The following is a 17,263-nucleotide window of genomic DNA, read 5'->3' on the forward strand; positions in this document are numbered from 1 at the left end:
CGTCTATGCGCGAGGATAATCGGCTCCGCGAGATGCCGATGGCCCCGGTAGCGTGTCGCGAGTGTGGTGCCCGGGTACTGGTACGCAAAAGCAGTTGGAACCAGACCAGCGTGCAGTGGAACGCGGGTGCGTCGGCGCGCTGCATCCAGCGACGTGAGGCCGAACGGCTGGCCGGTCATCACCGCGGGCCGTTCCTGGTATGTGCCGCCTTGCGGGACTCGATTCAGGTTGCCGTTGCGACAGGAGAATTGGCGGTCGTCGACACCACTGACTACCGTCAAACGCAGAGCGAGGGGCGGTGGTGACCGGTGCCAGCCGTGGGGCCGCCGTAATCAGGCGTGCGCGCCACCGTCGATGCGGATCTCGGTCCCGGTGATGAATGCGCCGTCGTCAGAGGCCACCATGGCGACCACCGCTGCCACCGAACTCGGGTCACCCAGAATCTCGTTCTCCTTGCCGTGCAGTAGCGGAGTCTGCTTAGCCCACAGCCCGAGGTCATAACCTTCGGGCATCTTGTCCAGCGTGCTCATCGCCAGTGCGGTGGCGACCCCACCCGGCTGGATGTTGACCGCCCGCAGACCCCGTTTGGAATATTCGAGCGCCAGCGCATGGGTGAAGGACAACACCCCACCCTTGCTGGCCGCGTACGCCGCCATGTACGGGTGCGCGAAAGATGCTGCGGTGGAGGTGAAGTTGACGACCACGCCGCGCCCGGAGGCCAACAGCGCCGGGAGTGCCTGCCGGGTCATCAGGAAGGTTCCGGTCAGGTTGACCGCCAGGGTGGCATTCCAGTCGGCCAACGTGTGCTCGTGGGTATCCGCGCAGCGCTGGATGGCGGCGGCGTTGACCAAGACCTCGACACCGCCGAGGTCGGCGACGGCGGCATCCACCGCCGAAGCGACCGCCTCCTCGTCGGAGATGTCGAGGACCGCGGTGGCCAGCCGCTGGCCGGTGCCGGCCTCGCCGGCCGCAGCCGTTGTGCGCTCCAGGCCGTCAGCCGAAATGTCGTAGGCGACCACGGTGGCGCCCTCGTCGAGCAACCGGGCCACGGTCGCCTGTCCGATGCCGGAGCCCGCTCCGGTGACGATGGTCCGCCGATCCGCGAAACGATGCACCGTGCAATACCTTTCGGTCACGTCAGCTGGAAGGCGCTGATCGGTGCCTCCTCCGGATATGCGGCCGGACCGCCGATGTCATATGCGGCGTTGAGCGCCCTGATGAACTCCGGGTCGTGCAACGGTTCGCTGGGGATGTCGAGCTTGACGCCTTTGGAGTTGACATCGTCGACCATGATGTCGATCGCCATCTCGACGGTGAGGTCGTCGGAGCCTTCCATGTTCTTCTTCAATTCGTCGTAGTCGGTGAACACCTCGGCGGACCAATGCACCAAGAACCGCAATTCGTCGGTGTGGTGGCGCGCGATCACCTGATCGCCATTCTTGAGCAGCCAGTGGTCGCGGTCGTCGGGATCACCGCTGAAGATCGTCTCGAAGGCCAAGCCGGCCGGAACCTGTTGGTCTAGTGGCCCGTTCGCCTCGCCGCGGTGCACCATCATCTCGTTCTGGACGACGACGCCGCGGTTGTTGATCGGCGGCAGGATGCGCTGGGGCGCCTTGAGCGGCCCCTCGGGCCAGTAGGTGAATCCGCTCCCGCCATCGAGCGAGAACCACGTGATCACCTGGGCCATCTTGATCAGATAGTCGGTGAACAGACCGGACTTGCCCATCACACTGGTCAGCCACGTCGGCGCGTTCTCGTGCCGGACACCGCGAAAGCTCGGCGAATCCAGGTGTCCCGGATCGCGATTGGCGCACGGCCCATTGATGTTGAACAGCATCAGCTCGGGCTTGGCATACGCTGCGCCCCAATAGCGCTTGGCCAGCTCCAGGAAGCGTTCGTTGTAGAAGCAGTCGTGCAGCTGCGGATAGAGCACCGCGCCGTAATTCGCGAGGTAGCCGCGGAAGGTCGGGGTGAGGAACAGGTCCAGCGATGGGGTGAACCCTTCCGGGAACAATCCGCTCATCGTGGCGATCAGCTCGTCGGCCGACGCGAAGTGCTGGGCGATGATCAGTCGCCAGGGGCCCTCGGTCCAGACCACGTCGAGTAATCGCTCGCGCTGGTCGTCGGTGTAGACGTTGTCGATCTCGCGAGGCGGGGCGGCCGGTCGCAGCACGTCGGAAAGCTCCATCCGCCGCTCGTCGGTGAGCATCAGCCATCTCCTTCTACCGTTGGTGAATTTCAGATTGTGCCCAGCGTGACCGCGGGACGCAGCGACGATGTCCGGTGATCGGGACGTCAAAATCGCAGCGGGTGAGCGAACTTCGCCCGCAGCAGCGCCCCGATCTCGGCGATGGCGAGCCGGCCCCGCGCGATTGCCTCCGATCTCATCAAAAACCCGTGATACATCCCCGGATAACGGGTGATCGTGGTCTGTACGTCGGCGTCCCGGAGCCGGTCGGCATACCGTTCACCCCAATCCCGGATGGGGTCGCAACCGGCGGTCACCACGATCGCCGGCGGCAGCCAGGACAAGTCGGTTGCGTAGGCAGGAACCAGATACGGGTCATTCGGTGGTCCACCGTCACCGTCAGCGAGTGTGTGCAAATAGTCGATGTCGTCGCGGGCGAGCAACGGCGCATCGGTCAGGGCGGCGATCGACGGCACGGTCATGTCGCGGTCGAGTCCGGGATACATCAGCACCTGCGCGCAGATCGGCGGCCCACCGCGGTCCCGGGCGGCCAGCGCGACCCCCGCCGCCAGTGATCCACCGGCGCTGTCGCCGACCACGGCGAGCCGGCAGTCGTCGACGCCGAGATCGGCGGCGTTGCGCCACACCCATTCGGTTGCGGCATAGGCATCGTCGAACTGTGCGGGCGGCGGCGCCTCCGGGGCCAGCCGGTAGCCGACGGCCACGACGGTGGCCTCGGCCGCCGATGCCAGTTCGCGTGCCAACGGCTCGAACGAGTGGTTGGAACCCATCACCAGCCCGCCACCGTGGAAGTACACCAGCGCCGGTCCGCTGGAAGCGGTTCCGGGACGGTAGATCCGGGCGGGGATGTCTCCGGCGGGCCCGGGGATGGCGGAGTCGGTGATGGCCGCCATCTCGGGCATCTCCGCGGGCAGCGGGGCGGATTCGAGCCCGGCCCGCAGGGCGGCCAGACCGCGCACGCGCATCGACGGCACCGTTCCGAAAGAGGCGATCCGTGCGGCGGCATCGGGATCCAAAGCGGGCGTCACCATGTCATGGCTTCGCGGAGTTGAACCGGCTGGCAGTGCGCAGTATCGGAGCGTTCTGTGCGGCAAGAACGTTCGCCCGGTCGGCCATCGCCGCGCCTACCGCATCCGGATGCGTATGGAGGTAGAAGCGACCCGACGCGGCCTGCCCGAACAACACCTCGGCTGCCCTGAGCGGATCCATGGCGGTGGCCTTGACCTCCAGCATCGCGGCGCGTTGGGTCTCGGCTGCGCCGGCGTCGGTGGCCCGCGCCGGGTCGACGCCACCAGCGGACTCGAAGATGTCGGATACCACGGCCCCGGGAAGTACGGCCTGTACGTGGATGTGCTGATCGTGGCCGGCCGTTTGGACCTCGAGATATAGGCACTCGGTCAACGCGAGCACCGCGTGCTTACTCATGATGTAGGGCGCCTGAAAAGGAATCGCGACGACACCGCCGACCGACGACAGGTTCCACACCCACGCCTGGTCGTCGGTGGCCATCATTTTGGGTAGGAACGCCTTTATGCCGAAGAAGACGCCGCTGACGTTGATATCGACAACGCGCCGCCAGTTGGCCACCGGTGTGTCCCACAAGTAGCCGAACTGCTCGACGCCGGCATTGTTCACGAGCAGACGCACTGCACCGACGTCGCGGTAGACCCGGTCGGCGAGTTCTTGCATTGCGTCGGGATCGCGGACGTCGCAGACGATCTCGACCGACTGGTCCCCGGCCGCCCTGAGCTCGTCACGCAGTGCGGCGATCGCGTCGCCGTCGATGTCGGCCAACACCACCGTCATGCCCAGTCGGCTGGCGTAACGTGCCAACCCGGCGCCGATTCCGGCGCCGGCACCGGTGATGACCGCGACACCGCCGCCGAAGGTATCCCGAACGTTCACGAACCGACGGCGGTGCCGGCGGTCAGCTCCGACAGCAGAACTGAGTTGGTGGTGTCGAGGATGACGTCCATCTCGGTGAACTCCAATCCGGAGGCGCCGCGCCGGACCGCGACGTTGACCACCCCGCTGGATACCGCGAACGGCACGAAGTCGGCGATCTGGTTGACGAGGATGTAGAACCGCGCCTTCGTCACGTCACCGTCGCTGCCGTTGCGGTGCACGTTGGTGGCGTGGTGGCGCAACGGGTAGGGGCTCTGCTTACGGTGCTCGGACAGCCATTCCATCACTGCGTCGCGCCCGTGCAGTTCCGGTGACATCAGTTCTTCGAAAGGGCTTGTGCCGGAATCGCTTCGGCTCGCGTAGCGGACGTCTTCCGCATAGCTGGCCGCCAGCTCGTCGTAGTGCGCCTCGTCGTAGTGGTACCAGAAGCCGGCGATGAACTCCTGCAGTTCGGGCAGGCTGATGTCGGTGCTCATGGCGTCAGTCAACTCCGAATGTGGCCGGGTCGACAGCACGGTTGCCCGGTCAGTGGAACACGGTCTGGGACTCAGCCGGTGATCAGGCTCCACAGCCCGCCCGCACTCGCGTACAGCGCCGCGTCGGTGACCTGTTCGTCCCAGTAGCGCACCGAGCCGAACTCCGAACGCCAGGCGAGCGCGGCTCGGGTGAACTCGTGCAGCCGGTGCTCACGGGTGGTGCCGATGGCGCCGTGCACCTGGTGAGCGTTGCGGACGACCACTGATGCCGCGTGGCCGGCACATGAACGGGCGACGGCGACACGCAGGCCGAGGTCTGGGCCCGACCAGTGGCCGGCCACCGACGCGCTCAGCGCCGCCTCGGTCGCCGCACGGGCGAGGGCCGCCTCGGTTGCGATGTCGGACACCAGGTTTTGCACGGCCTGGAATTTCGCCAGCGGGCGGCCGAACTGGGCCCGTGCGGTCACGTGCTCGATGCACAGCTGCAAGATTCGGTCCAGGGCCGCGCACACTTGGATCGACCGCACCAGGCCCGACTTCAACCGGAGTTGGGTGATGAGAGCAAGACCGACCGGAGCCCCGTCCGCAGCGGCCAGATCCGCGTCCACAGTGTCTCGTGGTTCGCCGATCAGGTTGAAACCCGGTGTGATGGCGAGTGTTTCGCGTGCTACATCTGCGACGCGATGTTGGCCGTTGGATCGCCAGACGAGAACAACGCGGTCGGCCGAAGCGGCCCATGGCACTTGAGTTGCGGCTCCCCGTTTGTCGAGCACGCATACGGTCCGCACCGCGTCGCCGACGGGCATGCCGGTGGCATCGAGTAGCCAACAGGCCAATAAATCGTGTTCCGCCAACGGGATTCGCACTCCGTGACCGACCGCGGCAGTCAGCAATTCGGCCGCTTCGAACCAGGTCGCTCCGCTGCCGCCGTTTTGCTCATTACCGGTCAGCCGGACCAGACCGAGCTCGTCGAGCTGCCGCCATAAATCCGGATCCCGCCGGACGATCGTGGTGGGCGGATGTTTTTCACGGTGACCGGCGAAAACGGCCGCCATCATGTCGACGAGTGCGCCGTCAACGGCGGCAGTCATCGCATACCCAAACCGCGTGCGACGACGCCACGCAGCACTTCGTTGGTACCGCCGCGCAGCGTAAAGCCGGGTCGCTGGTCCACCGCCGCGCGTTTCAGGCCGGCGAACACCGAATCGGGGGAGTCCTGCAGGTCGGCGAATTCCGCGATGTCGCCCTCGGTCGTGGTGCCCAGCACCTTGACCACCGCGGCCGGCAGGTCGGCGGGCTCGTTTCGTTCCAGCGCACCGGCCACGGCGGTGGACATCTGATGCAAACCGGCGATGCGCGCCACCAGCCGCCCCAGATTCGGATCGCGGGGGATGGCGTTGGACGCCATCCGATCTGCGCAGGCCGCCAGCAGCACGAAGGTGGACAGGAACCGCTCGGGCCCGCTGCGCTCGAAGGCGAGTTCCGAGGTCACCTGTTGCCAGCCGTTGCCGATCTCCCCGAACACCATCGCGTCGGGGACGAACGCCGAATCCAGGATCACCTCGTTGAAGTGGTGGTCGCCGTTCATGGACATGATCGGGCGGATCTCGACGCCGGGTCCGCGCAGGTTCACGATGAACTGGCTGAGCCCGGCATGGCGGTGCGTCGGATCCACCGCGGCGGTGCGCGCCAGCACGATGAACGCGTGCGCCCGGTGTGCGCCCGACGTCCAGACCTTGGTGCCCGTCAGCGACCAGCCCCCGTCGACGCGCTCGGCCCTGGTGTGCACGCTGGCCAGGTCGGACCCGGAGTCGGGTTCGCTCATGCCTATGCCGAGGAAGCACTCGCCACGCACGATTCGTGGCAGAAACTCCGACTTTTGTTGCGCTGTACCGTATTTGAGCAGCGAGGGCACGATCTGGCGGTCGGCGATCCAGTGCGCGGCAACAGGTGCACCGGCGGCCAGCAGCTCCTCGGTCACGACGAAGCGCTCCACGAACGAGCGGCCGCGTCCGCCGTACTCGGACGGCACTGTCATACCCAGCCAGCCGCGCGCGGCCAGCGCGGCAGTGAAGTTCTCATCCCAGCCCGTCAGCCAGGCATCGACCGAAGGCGTGAACGCCCCGGCCGCGAGCTGCTCGGCGAGGAACTCTCGCACCTCAAAACGGAGGTCCTGGGTCGCCGCGGCGTCGATGCTGGCGGGCGGCACCAAGCGGGGGAGCGCCATCAGCGTGTCTGCCAATTCGCGAAGAGCTCACCCGGTCCTTCGACATAACCTTCATGCACGAGTGACGAACTCCTTTCGGGCAGAGCTGATTCGGATCTAGCTCAGCACATGCTGTTCGATGCTGAAGCGTTCTCGCAACAATCGCTTGAGCAATTTGCCGCTCGGGTTCTTAGGTAACGCATCGACGAAGAAGACACGCTTGGGTGTCTTGAACCCGGCCAGGGACGCTCGGCAGTGCGCGATGACGTCCGATTCGGTCAGTGTCGCGCCCTCGCGTGGCACGATCGCGGCGACCACCGCCTCGACCCAGACCGGGTGCGCGAGCCCGAAGACCGCGACTTCCTGAATGCCACTGTGTCGGTATAGGACTTCCTCGACCTCGCGGCTGGCTACGTTTTCGCCACCGGTCTTGATCATGTCCTTCTTGCGGTCGACGACGTGCAATAGGCCGTGCTCGTCGTAGTAGCCCAAGTCCCCCGAGTGGAACCAGCCGCTGCGGAAGGCCTCGGCCGTGCGGTCCGGGTCATCCAGGTAGCCGGTGGCCAAATGCGGGCTGCGGTGCGCGATTTCGCCGACCAGGCCCGCGGCCACCATGTTGTCGTCCTCGTCGAGGATCACCGTTTCCACGTTGACTACGGGGCGCCCGGCCGACCCGGCATGTGTGTCTTGCTCGTCGGGTCCCAGCGCGGCGGCGAGCGGCGCCATCTCGGTCTGGCCATAAAAGTTCCACAGCCTCAGATTCGGCAGCCGCTCCCGGATCTCGGTCAGAATCTCCACAGGCATCGCTGAGGCGCCGTAATACCCTTTACGCAGGCTCGACAGGTCCACTTCATCGAACAAAGTTGAGCGCAGCAGCGAGATCCACACCGTCGGGGGTGCGAAGTAGCTGGTGACGTGGTAGCGCTCGATGGTGTGCAGCACCGCTTCCGGGTCGGGCCGCGGCAGGATAATGCTGGTGGCCCCCAGATAGATATCGGTGGCCAGAAAATTGTCCAGCTGCGCACAGTGATACAGCGGCAACGAATGGACCTCGACGTCGTCGTGCGACATCTCGCCGGCGACAATCGTGCTGACGTACTGCCACATCAGGCCGCGGCTGGTGTGCATGGCCGCTTTGGGGCGGGATTCAGTTCCGCTGGTGTACATCAGTCGCACCAACCGGTCGTCGTCGATGTGCGGATGCGGGGCCGGTGTCTCGGTGTGCAGCCATCGCGCGAAGTCGTCCCACCCGGGCGCCGGCCGGTGTCCGCCGGGTATCAGGGCGACCTGGGTCGTTACCACTCCACCACGCCGCATCGCCTCTTCGGCCGTCGGCGTCAGGTCGGCTTCGACGACGAATCCGCTGACTTGACTGTGGTCGAGAAGGTAAGCGATCTCCTCCGCGGTCAGCATGTAGTTGATCGGCACCAGAACCACCCCGGCGCGCGCCGTCGCGAACACCAGCACCGCGTACTGCCAGCAGTTGTGTGCCAACAGGCCGATGCGATCGCCGACATCGAAACCGTTGTCGTGCAAAGCGGCCGCAGCGCGGTCCACGAGGTCGTCGAACTCGGCAAAAGTCAGCACGACATCGCCGTCGATGATCGCGACTTTGTCCGGGTGCCGGCGGGCCGATCGGCGTGGAATCTCGCCGAGGCCATGGCTACGAGCCCGCGCAACCAGAGCGTTGAGGTCATCGGACGGCATGCCTGCCACCGTAGGCGCCGGGACTGAGGCGCGAGTCATCCGCGTCCCGCTGAGTAGACAAGGCCCTGCCGACCGCGCCCGATCACGCCGATACTCCGTTGGCATGAGCACTGGCTTCCCCGTGACGACCGAGAGCGCCGGACGGGCGGGTCTGGATCCCCAACAGGTCGGCGAATTGCGGGCCAACCTGCATCAGGCAGATCCCGGGGTGCTGGTCGCCGTACTGGCGCAGCTGACCGGCGATCCGGCGGTGGTCGACCGATTCGCACCGAAGATCACCCATGTGCCCGATCCGCCGGAGCAGGCAGGCAGCACCGATCCGGATACTGTCGAGCGGCTCATCCAGGAGATCGTGGCTGCGCTGCGGGCTTCCCGTCCGGCGGATGCGCTACCCGCCGACGATCCCAGCCTCTTTGCTCGTGTCGCGCCTGTGGCACTGGGCGGTGAGGTCGGCTCCGAGTATCTCCAGCTGCTCCTTGAGCAGGGTGGATTCCAGCCTTCGCAACCCGTATTGCCACGTACCGCGAAGCTTCCCAACGACTTCCGAGTGGTCATCATAGGCGCGGGTATTGCCGGGATCACCGCCGCGCTCGCATGCACGGACGCTGGCATCGATTTCCAGATCATCGAACGCAACGCCGAGGTTGGCGGCACGTGGTACACGACCGCCTATCCCGGCATCGGGGTGGATACGCCTTCGGCGTACTACTCGCTGTCGCGTGATATCAACGGTGACTGGTCGAGTTACTACCCGCAGGGTGCGGAGTATCAGGCCTACCTCGTGTCGGTGGCGGACAAGAACCGTCTCCGCGAGCGCACGCGATTCGGTACCGAGGTGCAAGCGTTGTGGTGGGAAGAGCGGTGCCAGCAGTGGCAGATCCATTCGGTCGGCCCGGACGGCACCCGTGACGTCAGCTACGCCAACGTGGTCATCCCGGCCGCTGGCTACCTCAATCGGCCACGTTGGCCGGATCTAATTGGCCGCGAGACGTTTTCGGGGATCTCTGTCCATTCTGCGCAGTGGGATCGCGAGCTGGATCTGACGGGCAAACGGGTCGCGATCATCGGAGCCGGCTGCACCGCAGTGCAGATCGTCGACGCGTGCGTGGACCAGGTCGCGCACTTGACGGTGTTCCAACGGCAGCCGCATTGGGTCGCGCCGCGACGGCGGGCGTCCGACGAGGTTCCCGCCTACCAGCGGTGGCTGGGCACCCGGTTGCCGTACTACGCCAATTGGATTCGGCTCAAGTCGTATTGGGGGACATCGGACAACAACTATCCGGTGATCCTGCATGACCGCGACTGGGCGGCCAAGCATTTGTCGATTTCGCCGGCCAATGATGTCCTGCTACGGATTTGCCTGGAGTACATCGATCGCGTGTTTGGTGCGGGCAGCGAACTGGCGCGCAAGGTAACCCCCGATTTTGCTCCGTACGGCAAGCGCATCATTCGCGATCCGGGCGGGTACTACGCGGCCCTGGCGCGCGAGCATGTCGATGTCGAGGCCAGTGAACCGGCCCAGGTCAACGAGCAGGGAATCGTGACCGCCGACGGTCGGCAGGTCGACCTCGATGTCATCATCTACGCGACGGGGTACTACCTGGATTTCCTTTCCACCGTAGATATTCGGGGCCGGGCCGGCAAGAAGCTGACCGACGAGTGGGGCGATATTCCGCGGGCCTATCGCGGCGGCATGGTGCCTGGCTTCCCAAATATGTTCATCTCTTCGGCGCCCAACTACAGCCCCGGGCACGGGGGCGGCCACAACTTCGGCGTCGAGGTGATGGTGCACTACGTCATGGAGTGCCTGCAGTTGATGGCGCTGCGCCAGGCCTCGACCCTCGAGGTGACCCAACGCGCCTACGACGAGTACGTTGCCGACATCGACGCGATGATGGCCGGCACCGTCTGGTGCCACACCCCGTCAGCCCACACCTACTACCGTTCCGGCGGCGGGCGGATCGTGACCGCGTTCCCGTACCGGCTGGTCGACTTTTGGCGCGACCACCGCGCGCCCGTCGAAGACGATCTCGAGCTGGAATGATCCCAACCATTCCGGGAAAGCTCTGCGGGAAAACGGCTTTGGTGACTGGCAGCAGCCGCGGAATCGGACGGGCGGTCGCCCAACGGTTGGCGGCCGAGGGTGCCACGGTGGTGGTGACGGCGCGCTCCGACGCGACGTCCGAGTCGATTCGGGCCGGTGCCGTCGCCACCCTTCCCGGCACGATCGGCGAGACGATCGGGTTGATCGAGGCTGCCGGTGGCAAGGCATTTGGTGTCGCGGCGGACCTCGAGGATCCCGGACAGCGCGATCGACTGATCGACGAGGTGCTCGACCGTGCCGGCCGCATTGACATCCTGGTCAATAATGCCGGTTTCGCGGACTACTCGGTGGTCGAGCACATGAGCCTGGACACCTTCGACCGCACCATCGAGCACTATCTGCGGACCCCATTCGTGCTGACGAAAGCGGCTGTGCCGCATATGCGTAAGCAAGGCGCCGGTTGGATCGTCAACATCGGCTCCGTCACCGGGGTGGCCCCGGTGCGTCCCTATCGCGAGTACAACAAAACGTCCGGGGACGTCATTTACGCGTCGTGCAAGGCGGCCCTGCACCGCTTCACCCAGGGCGTGGCGGCCGAACTCCTTGACGCCAACATCGCGGTGAATTGCGTCGGCCCATCGACCGCTGTACGCACACCCGGTGCGGCACAACTAATCCCGGACCCGTTCCCGACCGAGCCGGTGGAATACTTGGCCGAGACTGTGCTGGCGATGTGCCATTTGCCCGCCGTGCAGCGCACGGGGCTGGTCGCGTTCAGTCTGCATTACCCGTGGTCGCAGCAATTACCGGTACACACCTTGGACGGCACGGTGGTGTTGCCGGCCCTGCCGCCACCCCCGACGGCCAACCCCAACGTCCACCCCGCCGGAATCTAGCCCAGCACCCGGCCGGTGATCGCACAGAAACTGTGGCAGACCCGATCGCGGATGATGACGTCGTTGGTCTCGGGATCGAACCAACGGTCTACCACCGCCCAGTGGATAGGGTGCATCAGGTAGGGGCCCATCAAGGCATTCACATCTGCGAATTCCTGCTCGAACACGTGCGTCCAGGGCGAGGTTCCGATCGCGTCGTCGACGCGACTGAGCTGCCACGCCTTGATGCCCGATATGTAGCGCGGCATCGAGGTGAGCTCACTTTCGAAGCGGCGCATGGTTTCTGGATCGGTGTCGGGCAGCACCCGTAACAGCAGCGCGCGGTAGACGGTTCCCGATGCTTCGTCGCAGCGAACGGGTGCACCCGCGTAACCGGCGCCGTTGACCCGGCTCACCGACGCGTCAGTCAACAGGCGGGCGAAATCGTCAGCCGCACGGTCCCGTTGGTCCGCGGTGGCGAATCGCAGGTGCACCAGAATGTCACCACCGTTGCGCGACCCGGGCAGCGTCGGCTGCACCACGCAGTGCAGCGGCTTGGCCAATGTGGCGGCGGTGCGCAACTCACCGATAAGCCGATCGTGCTCGGACGGGGTGATGTCGATCAGCCGGGTGACGCTATACATCGCACAGCCCGTCGACGTGTTGCGCCGCCGCGGCGAAAGAGCGCGACCGAGTGGTCACCAATTCGCTTATCCGCGACCACCATTCGCCCAGCGCCGAATCCGGCCGCGCCTTCCACGTCATCTCCCACCAAGCCTTCGCGTTTGGCAGGGTCCATATGACGGTGATGACATTGGCGTCGTCGTTGAACCAGATCGGCGGACTGACCAAGATGTCACGCAGTGTCATGCCCCGATCCCGCGCTCCGGGTACGTACTCGGCGAGGTAGGTGTCGACGAAGCGGCGAGCGCATCCGGGCCGGGTCTCCACCCGGTCGATTACGAAAATTTCGGCGTCGGCCATGTGCCGACCGTATGGCAACCTGATTCGGCCGGACTGCCGACTCCCGACCATCGGGAACGTTTAGCCGCGCAAAAGATCACCTAGAGCCGCGGCCGCCTGTTTGCGCCCCCGATGCGCGATGTCGAGCATCGGCATAGTCAGAAACCCGTGAATGCCGCCCTCGAAGTGGAGTTGGGTTATGGGCACGCCGGCTCGATGCAGCGCGGCGCAGTAAGCGAGTCCTTCATCGCGCAGTGGGTCGTGGCCGGCGACCACCACGACGGCGGGCGGGAGCCTGTGCAGGTCGGCGTTAAGCGGTGCAACGTAAGGGTGCGATCGGTCGTCGGGCGACGGCACGTAGCAATCCCAGTACCACTGCATCGCTGCTTTCGGGTTGTAGTAGCCCTTCCCGAACAGCCGGTAGGACTCGGTGTCGAAGTCGGCCGCGATGACCGGGTAAAGCAGCAGCTGACCCGCGAGAGCCGGGCCGCCGCGATCGCGGGCCATGACCGCGGTGACCGCGGCCAGGTTGCCGCCGGCGCTGTCACCGCCGACGAGCACGCGTTCGGGGTCGCCGCCCAACTCGACGGCGTTGCGGCGGGCCCAGTACGTTACGTCGTAGACGTCCTCCGCGGCGCACGGCCAGGCATGCTCCGGAGCCAGCCGGTATTCGACCGAAATGACAACGGCAGGAATAAGATTGGCGATACTGCGGCAGAGCTCGTCGTGACTGTCCAGTCCGCAGAACACGAATCCGCCGCCATGGGCATACACCAGGATTGGCAGTGGGCCAGCTGCGTCGGGTTGATATATCCGGACCGGCACAAGTCCATCCGTGCGGTGGACCGAGCGGTTGACGACCTGGGCGACGGCCTCGGGTTGGGCGGTCGGCTGCAATCTCGACCGGATGAGTGCTCGCGCCTCGGCGCCGCTCATCTGGTGCACCGGTGGGAACGCGCCATCGAGTTGCTCGATGATCGCGGCGATTTGCGGGTCGAGGCTCACGCGTACTGCAGCGCGGGTGCGGGGTTGCGCCGCTGGGGCAGCAGTGGCCGCAGCGGCTGCAGGGTCGGTGCCACCCGGCGCGGTCCGTCCTCCGCGTTGCGCCAGATGCCCATCGCCGTCATGCGTACCGGTGCGGTCAGCCGCTGATCGAACATCATTCGGCTCATTGGGCCGCACACCGACACCGCGGCAACCGCTTCGCCCGGTCCGCCGATAGGCGCTGCGACACAACCGAAGCCAAGCAACGATTCCTCGCGCTCGAACGCCACACCGTGGGCCCGCACCTTGGCCAGTTCTGCGGCCAGCTGCGAGCCGGTGGAAACCGAGTACTTGGTCTTGCGGACCCGCAGATCGACCTGGGCGTCCTCGTCGTGGTAGGCCAGGATCGCCTTGCCCACGGCGGTGCAATGCGCGGGTTGGCGGCCGCCGACCCGGGTGGGGATCGCGTCGGCCATCCGGTCGCCGACCTTGTCCAGGTAGACGACGTCGGGTCCGTCCAGCACCGCGAGATGCGCAACCAGCCCGGTGGCGCGGTGCAGTTCGCCCAGCAGCGGCCCGGCTGCTCGGACCAGGCGGTCCTGATGCACGGCCAACGACCCGAGTTCCACCAGTCGCATCCCGAGCTCGTAGTCGCGCCCGCTGCGGCGCAGCCAGCGCAGCTGCACCAGGCGCTCGAGCATCCGGTGCGCCGAGGAACGCGGCAGACCCGTGCGCCGCACGAGCTGGGCCAGCGTCAGCCGGCCCGGCCCGTCGAATGCGTCGAGGACCAATGAAATGCGATCGATGACGGCCGTGGGAGTGCTCGATTCTGCGGTCGCGACGGAGCGCACGGTCCCTGACATCGGTCCTCCATGTGTGTCTGGCTGCCATATTCCTATTAGGAATATCTATTTGTATCACACAGATGTGGCCGCTGTCACAGACAGGCCGCTGGCGGGCGGTGGGTCAGTTCGGCGCGATGCGCAGGCCGGTAATGACGCCGGGCTCGATGGCGACGGCCCTGTCGGCGTGGTTGACCCACGGATGCAGTAGTTGCTCGTAGCGCGAGACCTGGTCGGGATCGGTGATGGTGTACGCGTGTCCCGTGACGACGACACTCCAGCCCGTTCGAGTCTGGGGGTCGATACTGTCGGCTTCATAGGCGACGACGACGCCTTCGCTGGATCGCACGGCAGCGGAGATCGACGCCGTCAGACGGGTGCGAATGATGATCCGGCCGCGGTCGAGCAGATGATTGACCGGGCGGATCGCCGGAAGCGCGTTGAGAGTGAAGAAGACCCGCCCATAGCTGACGCTCGCCAGCAACCGCATCGCCTCGACACTGTCTAACCGCTGAGCGCCCGCGGCGTGCTGCCCTAAGCCCAGTCCGCCGTCGTAGTCACTCATGCCCTCAAGCATCTGTCGTACGTAGCTGAGCACATAGGGCCATATGGCCCCACCGCGAACCCACGTCAATAACACTCCGCAAGGGCCAGGTCAGCCCTTGGCGGCCGACCGTCCGGCGCGGCGGCCGTAGAAGCTGCCATCACCGAGCGAGACGCCGCTGGCATAGCCCCAGGCGGCCAGGCCGGCGGTCGAACGGCCAGCGGCGAACAGCCCCGGGATCGGCTCGCCGCTGACGTGCAGCACCTCGGCATCCAGCGTGGTGGCCAGCCCGCCCAGGGTGAATCCGCCGGTGTTCTCGCGCAGGTCGATCGCGCCGACCGGGGTGCCGATCGGCTTGATCCACTCCGGCTTCTTGTGCAGCAGCGGGTCCTCACCGCGTGCGGCCCCTTCGTTGTAGGCCGCGACGGTCGCCTGCAGCGACCCGGGTGCCAGGCCGATGTCGCGTTCCAGGTCCGCCACGCTGTCGGCGACCCAGGTCGCTTCCCGCAGCATGAACTTGGGCGACCACGACGCCATCGCCTCTTCCTGGGCATCGCTGTCGATGATCAAATAGGCGACGTTGTCCTGGTGGTAGAGAGTGAGCTGCCCGACGCGGCCCGGATAGGTGTCCTCGGCGACATAGCGCTGACCGCGGCCGTTGACCAGGATCCCGCGCACCAGTTGCTGGGGGTCGATGAAGATCGCGACCTCGGTGGCGTCCATGTGCGCCAGATCGGCGCCCAACGCCTGAGCCATCCGGATCGCCTGGCCGTCGTGCTGCTCGATCGACGCGGCCGGACGGCCCGCGATCCGCGGAGCGTAACGCGCCACCATGTCCTCGTTGTAGGCGAAGCTACCCGTCGCCAGCACGACGCCCGTGCGCGCCCGAATCGTCATCTCGGTGCCGTACTGACGGGCCCGGATCCCGGCCACCCTGCCGTCGGACTCGACGATCAGGCACCGCGCTCGCACGTCGTAAAGCCCGCGAGCACCCGCCGCCGTGGCGCTTTCGACGAGCGGTTTCATCAGCATGTATCCGGCGCTGGCTTCGCCCTGCTTCTTGTTCTGCATCTGCGGGACGTGGCCGCGCGGGGCGGGGGAGGCGATGGTGTTGAACGGGTAGGAGTTTTCGCCGCCGCTGTACATCAGGCCCTGATCGCCCATCGGCTCCCAGCCGGGCTCGGAGAAGAACTCCGCCTTGAACGGGACGCCGCACCCGACCAGCCATTCGAAATGGGCGACGCTCCCGGCGCAGTAATCGGCGATCCGGTTTTCGTCGGCGCCCGGTCCCATCGCCACGTTGAGGAACGCTCGCATGTTTTCGACGGAATCCGGGAAGCCGCAAGCCTTTTGCAAGGGCGTGCCGCCGCCAAGATAGATGAATCCGCCGGCCATCGCCGCCGCGCCGCCCCATGAACCGGTGCGCTCCAGCACCAGGACGTCGGCCCCGGAGCGCGCTGCTTCGACCGCGGCCGCCGCACCGGCGACCCCGTAACCGGCGATGACGACATCGGCCTCGTGATCCCACGCGGTGATCGACGACGCCGGGATCGGCGTGACGTCGGTATCAGGTGTCTTGGACATCACAGCCGCATCGCCGCCGGCATTTCGCCGACCCATTGGTGGCCCCAGTAACTGTCGGCGGTGATTTCCTCTGCGGTGTAATAGGTTTCGTCGACTCGCATGCCGTCAGTGCCGAATTCGATATCCCAATCGCCGGGTGCCCGGACGTAGAAGGAGATCATCTTGTCGTTGGTGTGGCGGCCGAGCGTCGACGACAACTGAAAACCCTCGGCGTTGACCCGGTCCAGCGCCTGGCCTACCGCGTCGAGGCTGTCGACCTCGACCATGATGTGCACCAGACGCGGGTCACGCATATGCGCGGCCGGCACGATCGCCAGGCTGTGATGGCGCTCGTTGATTCCGAGGAACCGAACCCGCACCGGGCCAAACTCTTTCGGCAACGGCACCCGGAACGCGCCGCGCGACCGGAAACCCAGCACCTCGGTGTAGAAGTCGAACACCCCGTTGGGATCCATCGCAGGCACCACGACGTGGCCCATCCCCTGATCGCCGGTGACGAATCGTGCGCCGAACGGGGTGACGACCGGGCTGTGATCGAGCACCGCGCCGTGGAAGACCTCGAGCGTGGTGCCGGCAGGGTCCTCGAAGGTGATCACCTCTTCGACCCGGCGGGCCTCGGCCTCCTCGACCGACAGCTGTTTGAACGGCACCCCGGCCCCGTCGAGGGCGGCTTTGATCCGCTGCAGCGCCGGATGATCGCGCACCTCCCAACCGATGGTGAGCACCCGATCGGTGTCACCCGGCACCACGATCAACCGGGCCGCGCGCTCGTCCATCCGCAGATAGAGCGAGTCCTCGTCGGCGCCTTTTAGACCAGGGGAGCCCTCGGCGAAACCCAGGACCCCGAAGGCAAAGCGGCGCCAACGGTCAATGTCGTTGGTCGAGATCGTAATGTAGCCAAGGCTTTTCAGGTCAGTCACGTCT

The 17,263-nt window shown here is 66.1% G+C and carries 17 protein-coding genes and 1 pseudogene; 3 read left to right on the top strand and 15 right to left on the bottom strand.

Annotated elements, in window-relative coordinates; genetic code table 11:
• Positions 1–5: 5 nt before the first annotated feature.
• A complete protein-coding gene (locus MJO58_RS12945; RefSeq protein WP_434086350.1) occupies positions 6–305 on the top strand; it encodes a ferredoxin in 300 nt (99 codons plus the stop codon).
• Between the two features lie 27 nt (positions 306–332).
• Here MJO58_RS12945 and MJO58_RS12950 read toward each other — a convergent pair whose 3' ends face one another.
• From MJO58_RS12950 to MJO58_RS12985, 8 genes and pseudogenes are all read right to left on the bottom strand, one after another.
• Entirely contained in the window at positions 333–1,115 is a 783-nt protein-coding gene (locus tag MJO58_RS12950) for an SDR family NAD(P)-dependent oxidoreductase (RefSeq protein ID WP_239723042.1), read from the bottom strand.
• A gap of 17 nt (positions 1,116–1,132) precedes the next feature.
• Entirely contained in the window at positions 1,133–2,209 is a 1,077-nt protein-coding gene (locus tag MJO58_RS12955) for a hypothetical protein (RefSeq protein ID WP_239723043.1), read from the bottom strand.
• 13 nt (positions 2,210–2,222) lie between these two features.
• Positions 2,223–3,240 (bottom strand): annotated as a pseudogene (locus tag MJO58_RS12960) (alpha/beta hydrolase).
• A 1-nt stretch (position 3,241) separates the two neighbouring features.
• A complete protein-coding gene (locus MJO58_RS12965; protein WP_239723044.1) occupies positions 3,242–4,114 on the bottom strand; it encodes an SDR family NAD(P)-dependent oxidoreductase in 873 nt (290 codons plus the stop codon).
• Entirely contained in the window at positions 4,111–4,590 is a 480-nt protein-coding gene (locus MJO58_RS12970) for a nuclear transport factor 2 family protein (protein WP_239723045.1), read from the bottom strand. Before MJO58_RS12970 ends, MJO58_RS12965 begins: the two co-directional genes overlap by 4 nt.
• A gap of 71 nt (positions 4,591–4,661) precedes the next feature.
• Positions 4,662–5,681 (bottom strand): acyl-CoA dehydrogenase family protein, encoded by a 1,020-nt coding sequence (locus tag MJO58_RS12975; protein ID WP_239723046.1) that lies wholly within the window; start codon positions 5,679–5,681, stop codon positions 4,662–4,664.
• On the bottom strand, positions 5,678–6,817 hold the full coding sequence (locus MJO58_RS12980) for an acyl-CoA dehydrogenase family protein (RefSeq protein WP_239723047.1): 1,140 nt from the start codon (positions 6,815–6,817) through the stop codon (positions 5,678–5,680). Before MJO58_RS12980 ends, MJO58_RS12975 begins: the two co-directional genes overlap by 4 nt.
• A gap of 96 nt (positions 6,818–6,913) precedes the next feature.
• The gene (locus tag MJO58_RS12985; RefSeq protein ID WP_239723048.1) at positions 6,914–8,503 is read right to left on the bottom strand and encodes an acyl-CoA synthetase; all 1,590 of its coding nucleotides are present in this window, start codon (positions 8,501–8,503) and stop codon (positions 6,914–6,916) included.
• Between the two features lie 103 nt (positions 8,504–8,606).
• Here MJO58_RS12985 and MJO58_RS12990 point away from each other — a divergent pair, with 103 nt between their 5' ends.
• Together MJO58_RS12990 and MJO58_RS12995 are read left to right on the top strand one after the other, a co-directional pair.
• Positions 8,607–10,547: a flavin-containing monooxygenase gene (locus MJO58_RS12990; RefSeq protein WP_239723049.1), complete on the top strand. Its 1,941-nt coding sequence runs from the start codon at positions 8,607–8,609 to the stop codon at positions 10,545–10,547.
• A complete protein-coding gene (locus MJO58_RS12995; RefSeq protein WP_434086351.1) occupies positions 10,544–11,443 on the top strand; it encodes an SDR family NAD(P)-dependent oxidoreductase in 900 nt (299 codons plus the stop codon). Before MJO58_RS12990 ends, MJO58_RS12995 begins: the two co-directional genes overlap by 4 nt.
• Here the strand turns inward: MJO58_RS12995 and MJO58_RS13000 are convergent.
• From MJO58_RS13000 to bphC, 7 genes are all read right to left on the bottom strand, one after another.
• Positions 11,440–12,066 (bottom strand): Dabb family protein, encoded by a 627-nt coding sequence (locus MJO58_RS13000; RefSeq protein ID WP_239723050.1) that lies wholly within the window; start codon positions 12,064–12,066, stop codon positions 11,440–11,442. The two genes, MJO58_RS12995 and MJO58_RS13000, sit on opposite strands and share 4 nt — an antisense overlap.
• Positions 12,059–12,406: a hypothetical protein gene (locus MJO58_RS13005; RefSeq protein ID WP_239723051.1), complete on the bottom strand. Its 348-nt coding sequence runs from the start codon at positions 12,404–12,406 to the stop codon at positions 12,059–12,061. Before MJO58_RS13005 ends, MJO58_RS13000 begins: the two co-directional genes overlap by 8 nt.
• Positions 12,407–12,466: 60 nt before the next feature.
• On the bottom strand, positions 12,467–13,390 hold the full coding sequence (lipP1, locus tag MJO58_RS13010; RefSeq protein ID WP_239723052.1) for a LipP1 family hormone-sensitive lipase: 924 nt from the start codon (positions 13,388–13,390) through the stop codon (positions 12,467–12,469).
• Positions 13,387–14,232: an IclR family transcriptional regulator gene (locus MJO58_RS13015; protein WP_239723053.1), complete on the bottom strand. Its 846-nt coding sequence runs from the start codon at positions 14,230–14,232 to the stop codon at positions 13,387–13,389. The genes lipP1 and MJO58_RS13015 overlap by 4 nt, the downstream gene beginning before the upstream one ends.
• A 103-nt stretch (positions 14,233–14,335) precedes the next feature.
• Positions 14,336–14,776, bottom strand: coding sequence for a pyridoxamine 5'-phosphate oxidase family protein (locus MJO58_RS13020; protein WP_239723054.1), 441 nt, complete (start codon positions 14,774–14,776; stop codon positions 14,336–14,338).
• Positions 14,777–14,866: 90 nt separating this feature from the next.
• Positions 14,867–16,339 (bottom strand): FAD-dependent oxidoreductase, encoded by a 1,473-nt coding sequence (locus MJO58_RS13025; protein WP_090608968.1) that lies wholly within the window; start codon positions 16,337–16,339, stop codon positions 14,867–14,869.
• Positions 16,339–17,259: a biphenyl-2,3-diol 1,2-dioxygenase gene (gene bphC / locus MJO58_RS13030; protein ID WP_090601896.1), complete on the bottom strand. Its 921-nt coding sequence runs from the start codon at positions 17,257–17,259 to the stop codon at positions 16,339–16,341. Before bphC ends, MJO58_RS13025 begins: the two co-directional genes overlap by 1 nt.
• Between the last annotated feature and the right edge of the window lie 4 nt (positions 17,260–17,263).

Source organism: Mycobacterium lentiflavum (assembly GCF_022374895.2).
Lineage (GTDB): Bacteria > Actinomycetota > Actinomycetes > Mycobacteriales > Mycobacteriaceae > Mycobacterium > Mycobacterium lentiflavum.

Excerpts from the sequence above, each read along its gene's own strand:
- MJO58_RS12945 (WP_434086350.1), top strand. The coding sequence starts at position 6 with ATGCGCGAGGATAATCGGCTCCGCGAGATGCCGATGGCCCCGGTAGCG.
- MJO58_RS12955 (WP_239723043.1), bottom strand. The coding sequence starts at position 2,209 with ATGCTCACCGACGAGCGGCGGATGGAGCTTTCCGACGTGCTGCGACCG.
- MJO58_RS12970 (WP_239723045.1), bottom strand. The coding sequence starts at position 4,590 with ATGAGCACCGACATCAGCCTGCCCGAACTGCAGGAGTTCATCGCCGGC.
- MJO58_RS12975 (WP_239723046.1), bottom strand. The coding sequence starts at position 5,681 with ATGACTGCCGCCGTTGACGGCGCACTCGTCGACATGATGGCGGCCGTT.
- MJO58_RS12980 (WP_239723047.1), bottom strand. The coding sequence starts at position 6,817 with ATGGCGCTCCCCCGCTTGGTGCCGCCCGCCAGCATCGACGCCGCGGCG.
- MJO58_RS12985 (WP_239723048.1), bottom strand. The coding sequence starts at position 8,503 with ATGCCGTCCGATGACCTCAACGCTCTGGTTGCGCGGGCTCGTAGCCAT.
- MJO58_RS12990 (WP_239723049.1), top strand. The coding sequence starts at position 8,607 with ATGAGCACTGGCTTCCCCGTGACGACCGAGAGCGCCGGACGGGCGGGT.
- MJO58_RS12995 (WP_434086351.1), top strand. The coding sequence starts at position 10,544 with ATGATCCCAACCATTCCGGGAAAGCTCTGCGGGAAAACGGCTTTGGTG.
- MJO58_RS13000 (WP_239723050.1), bottom strand. The coding sequence starts at position 12,066 with ATGTATAGCGTCACCCGGCTGATCGACATCACCCCGTCCGAGCACGAT.
- MJO58_RS13005 (WP_239723051.1), bottom strand. The coding sequence starts at position 12,406 with ATGGCCGACGCCGAAATTTTCGTAATCGACCGGGTGGAGACCCGGCCC.
- MJO58_RS13015 (WP_239723053.1), bottom strand. The coding sequence starts at position 14,232 with ATGTCAGGGACCGTGCGCTCCGTCGCGACCGCAGAATCGAGCACTCCC.
- MJO58_RS13020 (WP_239723054.1), bottom strand. The coding sequence starts at position 14,776 with ATGAGTGACTACGACGGCGGACTGGGCTTAGGGCAGCACGCCGCGGGC.
- MJO58_RS13025 (WP_090608968.1), bottom strand. The coding sequence starts at position 16,339 with ATGTCCAAGACACCTGATACCGACGTCACGCCGATCCCGGCGTCGTCG.